This window comes from Grimontia celer, from assembly GCF_900055185.1.
Taxonomy (GTDB): domain Bacteria; phylum Pseudomonadota; class Gammaproteobacteria; order Enterobacterales; family Vibrionaceae; genus Enterovibrio; species Enterovibrio celer.
Genome location: NZ_FIZX01000002.1, coordinates 102,457 through 118,021, shown reverse-complemented (window position 1 = coordinate 118,021; position 15,565 = coordinate 102,457). Strand labels below are relative to the sequence as shown.

Here is a 15,565-nt window from a genome sequence, read left to right as displayed (position 1 = left end):
TGTCTAAGATTTGAATATTAGTCACAAAAGTGAGCCTTTGACTTCCAATACTCAAAGTAGGACAGAGACATGGGACTTTTTGGAAACAGCAACGACAGCGTCATCAAGCAAGTACTGGACAAAGCCAACGATGCAGTGCTTTACACAGACAGTAAAAACCGTGTGAGCTACATTAACGCAGCGGCAGAACGGCTTTTCAATATGTCTGCAAAAGATGCGAAGGGGAAAGATATCTCCTCATTCAATCTTGGAAGCCTGAATGTAGGTTCATTTCAAACCCAGCTCAATGGTCAAGCTTGGGTGGAAGTGAATGTTTCCGAAATTACGGTTTCTGGTGGGAAAGGCTTGTCCGTCTTTGTGAAAGATATTTCTAAAGAATACGGTGAGCGTCAGCGCAATGAGCAAATGTTGGAGCAATCAGTCAATGCGGTCGTGTCGATTGATGGTCAGAACAATGTTACCTATATGAACCCGGCGGCTGAAGCGCTGTGGGGATACAGTGCTGGCGACGTTCTGGGGAAAAACGTGAAGATGCTGGTACCGAAAGAGATCCAGCAATTTCATGACACCTATGTGAATACCAACCGCCAGAGTCGCGTTGACATTATTGTTGGTACCAGCAGGGATATCGAACTGGAGCGCAGCGACGGTAGCCGTATTTGGGCAAATCTATCGCTGTCGCGTGTCGAAGTCGGGGACGAAGTGGGATATACCGCATTTGCCCGCGACATCACTAAAGAAAAACTTGCCAGTGAAGAAACGGAGCAGGTGTTGCGTCAGGCCATTGATGCAGTGGTCAGTATCGATGCGGACAACAACGTGACCTTCTTCAACCCAGCAGCTGAAGAGCTTTGGGGATATTCGGCCGATGAAGTACTGGGTAACAATGTGCGTATGTTGGTGCCGGATGAATTCCAGGCAAACCATGATAACTACGTAAACAATAACCGTCGTACTGGGAAAGATAAGATCGTTGGCAATGCGCGCGAATTGGAAATGCAGCGTAAGGATGGCAGCCGTATCTGGGTAAACTTCTCACTCTCCAAAGTCGATATCGGCGGGAATATTGGTTACACCGCATTTGTGCGTGATATTTCCGCGCAGCGCACGGCACAGGAATCAATCAATCAAACCTTGTCACAGGCACTTGATGCGGTGGTCACCATCGATGAAAACAACATTGTGACCTTCTTTAATCCGGCAGCAGAAATGCTCTGGGGTTATTCAGCAGAAGAAGTGATTGGCCAGAATGTGAAGTTACTGGTACCGCCAGAAATTCAGTCAAACCATGATGCGCTCGTGAATTCAAACCGTACGACCGGGAAAGACAAAATTGTTGGCTCCAGTCGCGAAGTGCCGATTCATCGGAAAGATGGTCAGGTTTACTACGGCTTGCTGTCACTTTCGAAAGTGAAGATCGATGGCAAAACCCTATATACCGCGTTTGTGAAAGACGTCACCGCCCAGGTTCAACAACGTGACGGCATGGGTGAAATCATGGATGGGGTGGCAAAATCCAGCTCAGAGATTTCAAATATCGCCAAGGTCATCGATGGTATTTCAGAGCAGACGAACCTGCTGGCACTTAACGCTGCCATTGAAGCAGCACGTGCCGGTGAGCATGGCCGCGGGTTTGCTGTGGTGGCGGACGAAGTTCGTCAGCTGGCGACGCGATCTTCTGAATCAACCAGCGAAATTAACCGTCTTTCGGACGATACACAGAAGCTGCTGACGGAGCTCTCTGAAGTCTTGAAAGCAGCGACAGGACAGTAATTGTATGGCGGTCTGAGGGTGTCGCCTATGGCATCTTCAGACCGTAATGTGCAACTTGGAGACAAGATGCTCCCAGTCTTAACAATGAAATAGTTTCTTCCCATCACTCCTATACCCTCTAGCGTACTGTAATCAAAGACTTTGTGTTGTTCTATGAGTCAATAAAGAGACACGCCTTGAGCAAGTCTCTCCTAGACTTGTGGGGAGCATATTTTCAATTCCAGCTCAGCCTAAAAATAAGATGCTGGAAAAGTGAGGACAACGTCATGGAAAAAAGCGAAACAGATATTGTTCAGGAAGGTGAGAAAGGGACGTTTGAGTGGCGTGCTTTCTTCTTTATCGCCGTCTTCCTGTTCCCCATTCTCAGCGTGGTACTGATTGGTGGGTACGGCTTTCTCATTTGGATGAGTCAGGTGTTCTTTTTTGGCCCTCCGGGTCACGGCTAACAGCGATGCACATTCACTGACCCAATTGAGAGCACACGATCATGAAAGAATTTATCAAAAAACTTTGGGCGACCATGCGGCGTCCGGCCACCAAAATCAGTCTTGGGACGCTGACGCTCGGTGGCTTTATCGCGGGTGTGATTTTCTGGGGCGGCTTCAATACCGCGCTGGAAGTCACCAATACTGAACAGTTCTGTATTTCCTGCCATTCGATGCGTGACAACGTTTATCCGGAACTGCAGAAAACCATTCACTGGTCTAACCGCTCCGGCGTGCGCGCGACCTGTCCCGATTGCCACGTGCCACACAACTGGACGGACAAAATCGCCCGTAAAATGCAGGCCAGCAAAGAAGTGTTTGCCCAGGTTTTCGGTGTCATTGGCACCCGAGAAAAATTTCTCGAGAAGCGGTTAGAACTGGCCCAGCATGAGTGGGCGAGGTTCAGTGCCAATGGCTCGAAGGAATGTAAGGCCTGTCACAGCTATGCCAGTATGCAGTTTGACAAGATGAGGCCAACGTCGCGCTTCCAAATGCAGCACGCGGCGCAAACCGATCAAAGCTGTATCGATTGCCATAAAGGGATTGCTCACGAACTGCCTGCAGAAATGGACTCAACCGGTGGCTTGCTCGGTAAGTTGATTTCCCGCTCTCACAGCACTGATTTCAACAAAGGCGCGCCGATTTACAGCATCAACTTTCTGGAAATGTACGTCGATAAAGATCTCAAACAGGATGGTGGCGTGCTCGAGCCCGCATCTATGGTGACCATTTTGGAAGAGGACGACAAGGCGGCGAAAGTCACCCTCACTGGCTGGCGAAAGATGAAAGGTTTTGGCCGTGTGATCTATGAAGACTTTGGCCTGAATATCGCCTCCGCCGCTTTGTCGAAAGAGGTGGCACAGAGCCAGACCGATATCCGCACATTTGAAACCAAAGAAGACGACCTGACGGGCCTGACCTGGCAACGTGTAGAAGTGGATCTTTGGGTGAAAAAAGCAGATTTCCTCGACACTATCGACCCCATCTGGACCGAAGCAAAACAGGCTTACGACACCAACTGTAGCCTTTGTCATACCCAACCTGATGTGGCGCACTTTGATGCCAACACCTGGCCGGGCATGTTCGATGGCATGATGGGCTTCGTTAACTTTGATCAGGCGACTCAGGCATTGGTGCTCAAGTACCTGCAGAAACATTCCAGCACCTTTGTAGAACACTGAGAGGGAAAACAGCATGACAATCAATAGACGAACTTTCCTTAAAGGCATGTTGTCTGTCAGTGCAACGGCTGTCATTGGTCCCAGCCTTCTCGTTGCTACAGACGCACACGCCAGTTCAGAATTGCTGGAGGGCACTTGGCGCACCTCTGGTTCTCACTGGGGCGCATTCCGCGCCCGCATCGTCGGCGGTGAAGTCGCCGAGGTCGTGGCGTTCGATCACGACAAACACCCGACCGAAATGCTCGAAGGGGTGAAGGGCCTTATCTACAACCCATCCCGTGTACGTTACCCCATGGTGCGCCTTGATTGGTTGAAACGCGCCGAAGGCTGGAACACCACACGCGGTGATAACCGTTTTGTTCGCGTGACCTGGGACCAGGCGCTTGATCTCTTCTATAGCGAACTTGAGCGCGTGCAGAAGACTTATGGTCCGTCAGGCGTGCTGGCAGGACAAACCGGCTGGCGTCAGACAGGTCAGTTCCATAGTTGTACGACTCATATGCAGCGTGCGATGGCGATGCACGGCTTCTTCGTGAAGAAAATCGGGGATTACTCGACGGGTGCCGGACAAACCATCATGCCTTATGTGCTCGGTTCAACCGAAGTATACGCGCAGCAAACCTCGTGGCAGTTGGTGCTGGATAACGCCAAGCAAATTGTGATTTGGGCGAATGATCCGGTGAAAAACGCACAGGTTGGCTGGCAGTGTCCAACCCATGATGTGTATGGCTACTTCGATCAACTGAAAGACAAAGTCGCCAGCGGTGATATCAAGGTGATCTCGGTTGATCCTGTGGTCAGCAAAACCCAGAAATTCCTTGGTTGCGAGCATCAGTACATCAACCCTCAAACTGATGTGCCGTTTATGCTGGCCTTGGCGCACACCCTCTATACAGAGGATTTGTACGACAAAGAATTTATCAAGATTTACTGCCTCGGCTTTGAACCTTTCATCGATTACGTCATGGGTAAAACCAAAGACAAGGTCGAGAAAACGCCTGAATGGGCGTCCAAGATATGCGGCGTAGAAGCTGATCGCATCCGCGAATTTGCCCGCATGTTAGCGAGTGAGCGCACGCAATTGATGTTTGGCTGGTGTGTGCAGCGCCAGCAACACGGCGAGCAGCCATATTGGATGGGGGCTGTACTGGCAAGTATGCTCGGCGGTATTGGCCTACCGGGCGCAGGTGTTTCTTACGCGCACCACTACAGTGGGATTGGTGAGCCAGCAACAGGCGCTGCCGGTCCTGGTGGCTTCCCTCGAAACCTCGACCCTGGTATGGAGCCGAAATACAACAACAGCGACTTCAAAGGCTATGCGAGCACCATTCCGGTGGCACGTTGGATAGAGGCGATTGAAGAGCCGGGCAAAGTGATCAACTACAACGGCAGCAAAGTGAAATTGCCGCCGATCAAAATGGTCGTGGTGAGTGGTAACAACCCATGGCACCATCATCAGGATCACAACCGGATGAAGAAGGCCTACCACAACATTGAAACGGCCATCACCATCGACTTTGCGTGGACAGCGACCTGCCGCTTCTCTGACATTGTGTTGCCAGCCTGTACACAATTTGAGCGTAACGACATTGACCTCTACGGTGCGTATTCAGCAACGGGTGTACTTGCTATGCACAAGTTGGTGGATCCACTCTATCAATCCCGCACAGACTTCGAGATTTTCAAGGGTTTGACTGCCCGCTTTGGTCTGAATAAAGACAAAGAGTACGCGCAGGAAATGACTGAGATGCAGTGGGTTGAGAAGCTCTACAACGAGTGTGTAACGGCCAACAAAGGCAACTTTGAAATGCCTGACTTTGAATCCTTCTGGAAAGAGGGTTATGTCGGCTTTGGTAAGGGCAGTACTTTTGTCCGTCACGCTTTATTCCGTGAAGATCCTGAGCTCAATCCATTGGGTACGCCTTCTGGCTTTATCGAAATCACCAGTCGCAAAATCGGCGGATTTGGTTACGAATATTGTCAGGAACACCCTATGTGGTTTGAGAAAGCCGAGCGTTCTCACGGTGGCCCGGGGTCAGAGAAATTCCCGATGTGGCTGCAATCTTGTCACCCGGACAAGCGCCTGCACTCACAGATGTGTGAATCACCAGCGCTTCGTGAAACCTACACAGTGCAGGGGCGAGAGCCTGCCTACATCAACCCTGAAGATGCCAAAGCGCGTGGCGTGAAAGATGGCGATCTGATCCGCGTGTTTAACGACCGTGGACAACTGATTGCCGGCGCCGTGGTGTCGGATGATTACCCACCGGGTGTTATCCGTATTCAGGAAGGGGCTTGGTATGGCCCAACAGGCTCTGAAATTGGCGCCATTGACACCTATGGTGACCCGAATACGGTGACACTGGATGTCGGTACCTCTGAGCTTGCACAGGCTTGTAGTGCATACACCTGTTTGGTGGATTACGAGAAATTCAAGGGCGAGGCGCCAGCCGTGAATGCGTTCTCAGGCCCAGAGATTGTTTCTTTGTAACGCTGTGATCAAAACTGTCTTAAGAGCCGCAATTGCGGCTCTTTTTTTGGGTATACACTTTATTGAATATCGAAAGGTAAAGGATATGCCATGTGCGGACGCTTTAACGTCACCGATGATCCTTACATGCATGCGCTGTTGGATAGCTTAGGCGTGAATTTAGGCCGGCTTCCGATTAGGACGAGCAACGACATTGCGCCAACTGATACGGTCAGTATTGTGGTGTCGAACGGGAAAGAGACGGTATTGAAAGACGCCTGCTGGTGGCTACTTATGCACCATGAAGACGGACGCATTCGCCCACTCACCAAATACGCCAGCTTCAATACCCGTAGCGATAAACTCAATGTTAAAGGCAGCGCGGGTTTTGACGCTTTTCGCAAGACGCGCTGTATTATTCCGGCGTCAGGTTTCGTGGAAACCCAACAAGGCAACGCCTATGCGATGGATCCTGTCGGGAGTGCCATTGCGTTTGGCGGTTTGTTTCGTCACTGGATTGATGGAACAACCGGACAAGAAGTCCTGTCATGCTCAATCGTTACTTTGCCACCTCACCCTAAAATCGCGCCTTACCATGCGAAGTCGATGCCGTTAATACTGCCGCTCAATCCTGAAGTGCAGAGGAAATGGCTAGACTGTCCAGCCGCAAATGTGGGGGAATTAGAAGAGATGCTCTCACCGCAATTACCGCTGCCAATAAGTGTGACGCCTATTGAAAAGGCGTCAGTAAGAAATGCGATAGGTGAAAGCGTTCACTTGGCGGCCGATTAAGCCGCCATTTTTGATTTCATGGTGTCTGCCACTATGTGTAACAGTGCCACCCAAGCGGCGCGAACTTCTGGCGTATATTCATCGCCCAGACCGACTTTCAGGGTATGCAGCAGTGCATTACCGACAGGGGTGAAATGGCTCTTTTTCACCCCATAGCCTTCGTGACGCTCAGCCAATTGGTGCAGCACGGGAACCAGAGAGTCCAAGTCATTCAATCCATTCACAGCGGCGCTCAGCATTGCCATCAGTTTTCTTCCTTGCAGCTTCATGTCGCTTTTGAACAGTGGCTTCAGCGTTGGGTCATAAGAAAACAGGGTGTCATAGAAAATCTCTGCAGCTTTGAGAGAGATAGGTTCCACCTTGCTAAAACTGGTTTGGATCAGTGTGATTTGTTGTTGTGTCAGCGACATTGCAGTATCCCCAAGGTTAACAGACCCAAAGTTCTGTTGACCTTCAATAGTGATGGTGCATTTTGTATGGATCTTTATTCATATAAACAAGCGTAGAAAAGCCTGCTCACATGTCCAATTGATAACTATCTCAATGAATTTGATCGCCAACAAAATGAAACATGATGCGCATTTGGGTGGGAAAACACAGTTTACTGCTGATAATAATCAATAATAACGTTTTCTGTTGGCTATCCTTTTAGGGCTGCGGTAGCTTGAGTATTAGGGTCTGTTGACTCTGGAACATACAAAAAGAAAAGACTGCGTAAACGCGGCGACATGAAAAAGGAGAGACATGTTAAAGCTTGAAGATATTTGCTTGCGACCCGCCCGGAATGATGAACGCGATCATCTGTGGCATTTCATTTATGTTCAAAACGAGTGGAAGGCTCACGATGCGCCCTATTTTCCGCTCGAACACCAATCTCGCTTTCAATTCCGGCGCCATCTTTTCAAGCGCCTCAAAGAAGCGCAAACCGCGATGGTGATTGACTACAACGGCGAAGCTATTGGGTATCTCTCTTGTTACTGGGAAGACCAATCTACCCGCTGGTTGGAAGTCGGAATCACGCTTTTCACCTCCCAATACTGGGGAAAAAAACTCGGACGCAAAGCGCTGACCCTTTGGATTACCCATCTTTTTGAGCGTTATGATGTTGCCCGTATTGGCCTGACAACCTGGTCAGGCAACCCCCGTATGATGAAGTGCGCCGAAGCACTGGGTATGCAGGAAGAAGGTAGGATTCGAAGCGTACGTTTCTTTGAAGGGAAATATTACGATTCGCTTCGCTATGGCGTGCTTCGCGAAGAGTGGCAGGCGCAAAGTAAAGACGATAATACACTTCGGTGTGTTAGTTAGCTTTACACTGTAAACATGGAATCTCATATTCACTATCTGCGTAAAGGTCAGGGGCGGCCGCTCCTGCTTCTTCATGGCTTGGGTTCGAGCAGTGAAGATTGGCAGCATCAAATCGATGCATTCAGCGACCGGTTTGATGTGATTGCGCCCGACTTCCCGCTGCACGGTGCCTCACCGGGCGATATTGATACCTTCAGTTTGCCGCACTGCGCGGTCATTATTGCTTCACTGATTGAGACACTGGAACTTCGCGAAGTGTTGGTCGTGGGGGTTTCAATGGGCGGTATGGTCGGTATTGAGTTAGCAACCCGATTTCCTAAGTATGTTGCGGGGCTATGTGTGGTGAATGCGCTCGCAGAGTGTCGTCCAAGAAAGCTCAATGAGTGGTGGATGCTCGGCTCCCGCCGCTTCCTGCTTAAGTTTGTCAGTGTGGAAAACATTGCCAAGCTGATGGCAAAGCAACTCCTACCGGGTGATGCTCTTGCTCAAACCCGGGATGAGGTGATCAGTCGCTGGTCGAAAAACCACAGGGAAAGCTACATTGCGGCCTTTAATGCCGTGGTGAACTGGGACGCATTGAACAAACTTTCCAAGCTGAAATGTCCGCTGTTTATGCTTACCTCAGAGTTTGATTACACCCCAGTCGCCTCGAAAAAAGTGCTCGCTTACCTTTATCCTGATGGGGAATTTGCTTGTCTTCCTAATGCAAGACATCTTGTTCCGCTTGAAAAGCCAACTGAGTTCAATGAATTACTCAGTCATTGGTTGGTTGAACGAACCTAGCGCACCTTTCTCACCCCTTTAGATTGTTCTGCTTCACTCAACTGCTAGAATTCTCGCAACGCATTTCAAAGAAAGTGCGATATATATCCAAACGATCTGAATGCTGCATCTTCACGTTGTTTGGATATCTACCCAAACAAAAAAGAAACCAAGAGAGTCACCATGAAATTGGAAGCAGTCGACTTCAACGCGCCAGACGCGGCTGAACGTTTTGTTGAATCCCTACGCTCAACAGGGTTTGGCGTCCTGAAAAATCACCCAATCAGTCAGGATCTGGTGTCGTCAGTGTATGAAAACTGGCAAGGCTTTTTCGATAGCGAAGAGAAAATGCAATATCGATTCAAGCCAGAAACACAGGACGGATTGTTCCCGGCCGAGGTGTCTGAGGTGGCGAAAGGCCACAAGAAGAGAGACATCAAAGAGTTTTTCCATTACTACCCTTGGGGTCAGTGTCCGGATGACCTGAGAGAACAGCTGCAAGGCTACTACGACGAAGCGAACGGTCTGGCGAAAATCCTGCTGGGCTGGGTAGAAGCGCACTCGCCGGAAAACGTGTCGTCACTATACTCGCAATCCCTCTCGAGTATGGTGGATTGCAGCGAGCAGACTTTGCTTCGCGTGCTGCACTACCCACCAATGAAAGGCGATGAAGATCCGGGCGCTATTCGTGCTGCGGCTCATGAAGACATCAACCTGCTGACAATCCTTCCTGCGGCCAATGAGCCTGGCCTGCAAGTATTGGGTAAAGATGGCGAGTGGCTGGATGTGCCTTGTGATTTTGGCTACCTGATTGTCAACATTGGCGACATGCTGCAAGAGGCATCTGGCGGCTACTTCCCATCAACCACGCACCGCGTGGTCAACCCAGAAGGGGCTGACATGACCAAGTCCCGCATTTCCTTGCCTTTGTTCCTGCATCCAAAGCCAGAAGTGGTGCTGTCTGAGCGCTATACGGCCAATAGCTATCTGATGGAACGTCTGCGCGAGTTGGGTCTGATCTAACGCTTCAATTCCAAGCTAAATTTATATACCCAAACTCGCTGAATCCTGCATCTTCAGGTTGTTTGGGTATAAGCCGGTGACACGATTCGTGCACCGGCTTTTTTATTGCTCCAGCTCGGGCTGCTTTCTCCCAGAAACCATTAAGTTAGCTTTTTCGATCAATTGCGTGTCTCAACAGGAATAATGGGATTTTTCAACTAGTATTCTATGAGAGGAACAGGAGTCTCAAAAATGCAAAACTCTTTCATGTCACCACTGAAACGAGCCATAAGCAGTATTTTTGGCTTCGATGCAGAACTCGAGTCGGAGGCGAACGCCAAGATCGCCGCCTTGGATAAGTCTCTCGCCATCATCGAATTTGATACCAAAGGGAATATTCTCTCGGCCAACGAGAATTTTCTGAAAGTTATGGGTTATACCCCGGACGAAATCATCGGCAAACACCATTCCCTGTTCGTAGAAAAGGCATTCGTTAATTCCAGCGAGTACAGAGATTTTTGGGCAAGATTAGCAAACGGTAAGTCTGTGTCCGGTGAGTTCAAGCGAATTGGAAAAAACGGTATCGATGTCTGGATTCAGGCAACGTACAACCCTGTGTATTCGCCTCAGGGTGGCGTAAAGAAAGTGGTAAAATTCGCGACTGATATTACTCAGGACAAAAACAAAAATCTCGATACATCTGGGCAAATTAAGGCCATCAACCGCAGTCAGGCGGTGATTGAGTTTGACCTCAAAGGCAATATTCTTCGCGCGAATGAAAACTTCCTTGGTGCCATGGGTTACGACGAGAACGAAGTGGTGGGCAAGCACCATTCTATTTTCGTTGAGCCTGCAATGGCGCAGTCAGGTGAATACAAAGCATTTTGGGAGAAATTGGCTAAGGGTGAATACCAAAGTGCCGTTTACAAGCGCGTCGCCAAAGGTGGCCGAGAGATTTGGATCAGTGCATCGTACAATCCGATTTTCGATGACAACGGCAAGCCATTTAAAGTCGTGAAATTCGCGACTGACGTGACCGAACAGAAAATGCGTAATGCCGATTTCGCGGGTCAAATACGGGCCATCGGTAAGTCGCAGGCAGTGATTGAGTTTGAATTGGATGGCACCATTCGTACCGCCAACGAAAACTTCCTGAATACCGTCGGCTATACCCTCGAAGAAGTGAAGGGCAAGCATCACTCCATGTTTGCCACGACAGAGCTGAAAAACTCACGTGAATACAAAGAATTCTGGAAATCGCTTGCGGCGGGTGAATTCTTTTCCGGGGAATTCGAGCGCGTCGGAAAAGGCGGCCGCCAAATCTGGATTCAGGCTTCTTACAATCCCATTCTGGATCTCAACGGTAAGCCATTCAAAGTCGTGAAATACGCCTCCGATATCACTGATCAAAAACTGAAAAATGCTGACTACGAAGGGCAGATTGAAGCGATTGGTAAATCTCAGGCAGTGATTGAATTCAATATGGACGGCACTATTCGCCAGGCTAATGACAACTTCCTGAATGCCATGGGCTACTCATTGAGCGAAGTGAAAGGGCGCCATCATTCGATTTTTGTCGACCCCGATTACAAAAACTCAGCGGAGTACAAAGCCTTCTGGGAGAAGCTGAATCGCGGTGAATTTGAGTCTGCGGAATTCTTACGATTTGCCAAAGGTGGTCGCGAGGTCTGGATTCAGGCGTCCTACAACCCTATTTGTGATGCAAACGGCAAACCGTTCAAAGTGGTGAAATACGCAACAGACATAACGGCGAAAAAACGCGCTGTAGCAAAAATCAGTGAATGTCTGGTGTCACTGTCCAAAGGGGACTTGAGTGTTGCGCTGACAGAGAGGCTGGATGATGAATTTGAGCCGGTAAGACAGGCGATGAATTCCACCATCGAGCGATTGAATGAGTTGGTGGTGGATATCAACCGCACGGCGACGTCTGTCAGTAACGCTGCCCGTGAGATCAAAACGGGCACCAGTGATTTGAGCGACCGCACTGAAACTCAAGCCAGTAGTCTGGAAGAAACAGCGGCCAGCATGCAGGAAATGACGTCGACTGTTCAACAAAATGCCGATACTTCGCAAAGCGCAGTAAAGCAGGCGAGCGAAGCGACTAAGAAGGCTGAGCGTGGAGGCACTGTAGTGGTTGAAGCGGTCAACTCGATGGCGGAAATCGAAGAGTCCAGCAAGCAGATATCAGACATCATTGGCGTGATTAATGAGATTGCTTTCCAGACCAACCTACTGGCGCTGAATGCGGCGGTAGAGGCAGCGCGAGCGGGAGAGCAAGGGCGTGGCTTCGCGGTAGTGGCGGGTGAAGTCCGCAATCTGGCCCAGCGAAGTGCGAAAGCATCAGTGGAGATCAAAGATCTCATCAATGCCAGCGTCAACAAGGTGAAAGATGGTACCCAGTTGGTGCGCGAGTCGGGTGAAAACCTGGTAGAGATTGTCGATTCGATTCGCAGTGTCTCTTCCATGATTGATGATATGAGCACAGCGACGCAGGAACAGTCGCAGGGTATCGGTGAAATCAATCGCGCAATCACCGAAATGGATAACATGACCCAGCAGAATGCTGGCCTAGCTGAAGAGGCGACGGCTGCCAGCGAAAATATGCTGGTGGAAGCGGAAAACTTACAGGAGCTGGTTAGCTTCTTTAAAACCCGCACAGCCTGACCTTTCATTAACAACTAATAAAAAGCCGGACTCATGTCCGGCTTTTTATTAGTTGTGCAGTTGATTGACGGGCTCAGCTTGTCGATGCTCTCTGCACCTAGTCGTCCCAACGTCTACTTGTGGTTATCGCCATCATAGAACTCGAATTCAATGTCGTCGTCATCGTCTTCCACATCGTCTTTTGTCTTTGATGCGAACTGGAACTTTGGTTTTGAAGGTGGGCTTTGCGTCTCGATGTCGTCATCCAGTTCGCGATAGCTGTCATCGCTGAATTCCAGGAAGTCATCGTCATCAAGATCTTGAGAAGTATCTCGCGCGATGACGTCGGTGTCGTCTTGCTCAGGAAGGTTAAAGAAGGCCACCATTTCTGTCATGTCCTGAGAAAGGCTCCACATTCCTTCACTGGCGGTGGTGACCTCTTCGACCAACGCGGCGTTTTTCTGGGTGACTGTGTCCATCTTGGTGATGGAGAGGTTTACCTGCTCAATGCCAATGCTTTGCTCCTGAGCCGCGTCGGAAATTTCAGCCATTTTTCCACCCATCTCTTCAACCATGGATACAATCTCGGACAGCGTTTTACCTGAATTACTGACATATTCCGCACCGACAGCTACTTTCTTGTTACTGGCTTCAATCAGCTCCTTGATCTCTTTCGCAGCGCTGGCTGAGCGTTGGGCGAGGCTTCTGACTTCCCCAGCGACGACGGCAAAGCCACGACCCTGTTCACCCGCACGTGCGGCCTCAACGGCGGCATTCAGGGCAAGCAGATTGGTCTGGAATGCTATTTCGTCTATCACGCCAATGATTTCCCCAATCTCGCTGCTGGCCGTGCTGATATCTTCCATGGCGTTGATAGTGCGTGTAATGGCTTCGCCACCTTCTCTGGCTTTTGCCCGTGCTTTCATGCTAACCAATTTGGTAGAGAAGGCGTTTTCGGCGCTCTGCTTCACGGTACTGGTCATCTCCTCCATGCTGGTTGCAGTGGCTTGCAGCGACGCTGCCTGCTCGTCAGTGCGCATGCTGAGGTCTTGATTGCCGGATACGATTTCTCTTGAAGAGACAGAGACAGTCGAGGCGGTTTCTCGGATTCGGCGGATAACGTCTGTCAACTTCTCTATGGTCTGGTTGGTGTCCTGCTTGAGAAGGCCCAACCTGCCAGCGTAGTTTTTCTCCATGCGTTCGGTCAGATCTCCTTTTGCCATGGCAGCGAGGATACGCTGCATGTCTGCCAGAGAATGATCGATGTTGCTGGTCAGCGTATTTAACCCCTCAGCGAGGTTGTAGAAGAATCCCTGCTTTCCTGACATTTCTATACGAGCACTGAAATCGCCGCGGGCGGCGGAGGAAATCACGTTATCGATTTCCCGTTCAATGGCCACTTCATCAGTGCGATCTGTCCATTCAATGACCGTGCCAATTCGCTCCCCCTCATCATCAAACATCGGCTGGGCATTGATTGCCATGACCTTGTTGCCGACGAAAAACTCGCTGGTGAATGATTCTGTCACGTTCTCCAGTATCTGACGCTGGTGGTGAGGGTCTTTATGGAACAAATCGATAGAGTGGCCGACCACATCTTCTGGATCGAAGTGGGGCAGTTCCTGTTTGAAATCGTCCTTCGCGTCTATCAGCATCTCTTGCGCCGCGTTGTTGATGTAGATCACCTGATGCTCACTATTGGCCATCATGATGTTGTTGGAAACGCAATCCAAAGCCTGTCTGACACGGGCATTTTCCTCAGCCACCCTTCGCGCTTCGTTTTCGAAAGACTGCTTCACATACTCAGCCTTTTCGGCATTGATGAGAGAGGCATTTGTAGCCTCTTTAATCGACAGCAGATCGCCCTTGTAATCGCCGTTGATACGAAGGCTAAGGTCACCCTCTGCAATACGCTCCATGACCTGGTTGATCTCGTTGAGCGCGTTTTGGGTTTCTGACATCAGGTTGTTGAAAGCAATGGCTGACTGACACACTTCATCAGACCCCCTCACGGGGAGGCGGATGGAATAGTCACCTTCCCGCGCGACACTTTTGAGGCTGCGTGTCATCCCGATCATAGGGCGTGTCACCGAACGGGTAATGGTGAAGGCAATAAACACACCCACGATGATGCCGACAATACCGGTGAGCTTCAGCACTTGGGCGATGGAGGCGTTCATTTCATCTAGCTGAGCCACTTCTTTTTTCAGTTGTGCGCGTTGCAGGGCATCAAGGTCCTGAACCAATTGCAGTGACAAAACAGAAAGGGGTGCAGCCTTGGTGCCAAGGAGGTATTGCGACATGTTCCAGCGTTTGGACTCCCTGACTTTAAACATTTTTTCGACTTCGTTCGAAAAGCGATCGCGCATCAATGAATAGCTGTCAAAGAGTTCGCGTTGCTCGCGCGTCAGAAGGTGGCGCTTGCTTTCTATTTCATAAAATGTGCTGCTGTTGGTGGTCCAATGCTGAAAGTAGGTTGCTTTGTAGTTCTCATCCCCCCCGATCAGATAAGAGCGCGCAGAGGCCAAGCCAAGCGAGAGGGAAGCGCTGGAGTTGGCAAACACGCCCAGAAGTTTTTTCCGCTCAGGTGTGGCGGGGAGAGATTGTTCTAATTGAGCGAGTTGATTGATGTCTTGCAGCAGGTTCATCACGATAGGGGCAATGTCTTGTTTGTACATTTTCATTGCCGGTTGCTCGTCTTCGGTGTGGGCAACCTGTTCAGCTTCATCCTGTGCGCTCCGATACTGCTTCAAGCTGACATCCAACGCCGAGAGCTTTTCTGCATAACCCACAATGTGTTGATTGTTCAGTTGGTTTTCTTTGAGAACCACCATTTGGTTATCGATGTTTTCCCACACATCCTGACGCTGCGTGATCAACTCTTCGTCACCAAGCACCAGATAGCCACGTAATATCGCCAGTGATTTGTTGATTTCGCCCACCAGTTCACTCGCAGCCAGCGTGGAAGGAAAAGTGGAGTTGACCAGTTCAAGCTCCAGCTTTTGAAGATCCCGCAACCTGTCATTGGAGATAACCACTGCCGTGACAAGAATGGCGAGGATAAGCCCGAAGCCGAACGCCAGGCGTTTACCTATGGTGATGCGAAATATTTTGTGTTTCATCTGTGC

The 15,565-nt window shown here is 50.0% G+C and carries 11 protein-coding genes; 9 read left to right on the top strand and 2 right to left on the bottom strand.

Translation table 11 applies throughout. The features are described 5' to 3' along the window. The first annotated feature begins 69 nt into the window (after nucleotides 1–69). The 5 genes from GCE9029_RS10855 (at nucleotide 70) to GCE9029_RS10835 (ending at nucleotide 6,701) form a co-directional block, all read left to right on the top strand. Nucleotides 70–1,773 carry a PAS domain S-box protein gene (locus GCE9029_RS10855; RefSeq protein ID WP_062663293.1) on the top strand — a complete coding sequence of 568 codons (1,704 nt, stop codon included), beginning with the start codon at nucleotides 70–72 and terminating at the stop codon, nucleotides 1,771–1,773. Nucleotides 1,774–2,039: 266 nt separating this feature from the next. After that, nucleotides 2,040–2,219 carry a periplasmic nitrate reductase, NapE protein gene (locus GCE9029_RS10850; RefSeq protein WP_046308195.1) on the top strand — a complete coding sequence of 60 codons (180 nt, stop codon included), beginning with the start codon at nucleotides 2,040–2,042 and terminating at the stop codon, nucleotides 2,217–2,219. 41 nt (nucleotides 2,220–2,260) lie between these two features. Next, the gene (gene torC / locus GCE9029_RS10845) at nucleotides 2,261–3,439 is read left to right on the top strand and encodes a pentaheme c-type cytochrome TorC (RefSeq protein WP_062663292.1); all 1,179 of its coding nucleotides are present in this window, start codon (nucleotides 2,261–2,263) and stop codon (nucleotides 3,437–3,439) included. 13 nt (nucleotides 3,440–3,452) lie between these two features. Continuing rightward, complete coding sequence (gene torA, locus GCE9029_RS10840) at nucleotides 3,453–5,930, top strand: trimethylamine-N-oxide reductase TorA (RefSeq protein WP_062663291.1); 2,478 nt, start codon at nucleotides 3,453–3,455, stop codon at nucleotides 5,928–5,930. 90 nt (nucleotides 5,931–6,020) lie between these two features. Next, the gene (locus GCE9029_RS10835; RefSeq protein ID WP_062663290.1) at nucleotides 6,021–6,701 is read left to right on the top strand and encodes an SOS response-associated peptidase; all 681 of its coding nucleotides are present in this window, start codon (nucleotides 6,021–6,023) and stop codon (nucleotides 6,699–6,701) included. Here GCE9029_RS10835 and GCE9029_RS10830 read toward each other — a convergent pair. Next, nucleotides 6,698–7,111, bottom strand: coding sequence for a globin family protein (locus GCE9029_RS10830; protein ID WP_062663289.1), 414 nt, complete (start codon nucleotides 7,109–7,111; stop codon nucleotides 6,698–6,700). The genes GCE9029_RS10835 and GCE9029_RS10830 overlap by 4 nt on opposite strands. 334 nt (nucleotides 7,112–7,445) lie before the next feature. Between GCE9029_RS10830 and GCE9029_RS10825 the strand changes: the two genes are divergently transcribed. The 4 genes from GCE9029_RS10825 to GCE9029_RS26925 all read left to right on the top strand — a co-directional run bounded on the left by GCE9029_RS10825 (nucleotide 7,446) and on the right by GCE9029_RS26925 (nucleotide 12,458). Further along, nucleotides 7,446–8,009 (top strand): GNAT family N-acetyltransferase, encoded by a 564-nt coding sequence (locus tag GCE9029_RS10825; RefSeq protein WP_062663288.1) that lies wholly within the window; start codon nucleotides 7,446–7,448, stop codon nucleotides 8,007–8,009. A gap of 15 nt (nucleotides 8,010–8,024) precedes the next feature. Further along, complete coding sequence (locus GCE9029_RS10820; protein WP_062663287.1) at nucleotides 8,025–8,792, top strand: alpha/beta fold hydrolase; 768 nt, start codon at nucleotides 8,025–8,027, stop codon at nucleotides 8,790–8,792. 162 nt (nucleotides 8,793–8,954) lie between these two features. Further along, entirely contained in the window at nucleotides 8,955–9,794 is an 840-nt protein-coding gene (locus GCE9029_RS10815) for an isopenicillin N synthase family dioxygenase (protein ID WP_062663286.1), read from the top strand. Nucleotides 9,795–10,025: 231 nt separating this feature from the next. Next, nucleotides 10,026–12,458 (top strand): methyl-accepting chemotaxis protein, encoded by a 2,433-nt coding sequence (locus tag GCE9029_RS26925; RefSeq protein ID WP_062663285.1) that lies wholly within the window; start codon nucleotides 10,026–10,028, stop codon nucleotides 12,456–12,458. 113 nt (nucleotides 12,459–12,571) lie between these two features. Here the strand turns inward: GCE9029_RS26925 and GCE9029_RS10805 are convergent, their stop codons facing one another. Continuing rightward, nucleotides 12,572–15,559 (bottom strand): methyl-accepting chemotaxis protein, encoded by a 2,988-nt coding sequence (locus GCE9029_RS10805; protein WP_062663284.1) that lies wholly within the window; start codon nucleotides 15,557–15,559, stop codon nucleotides 12,572–12,574. Between the last annotated feature and the right edge of the window lie 6 nt (nucleotides 15,560–15,565).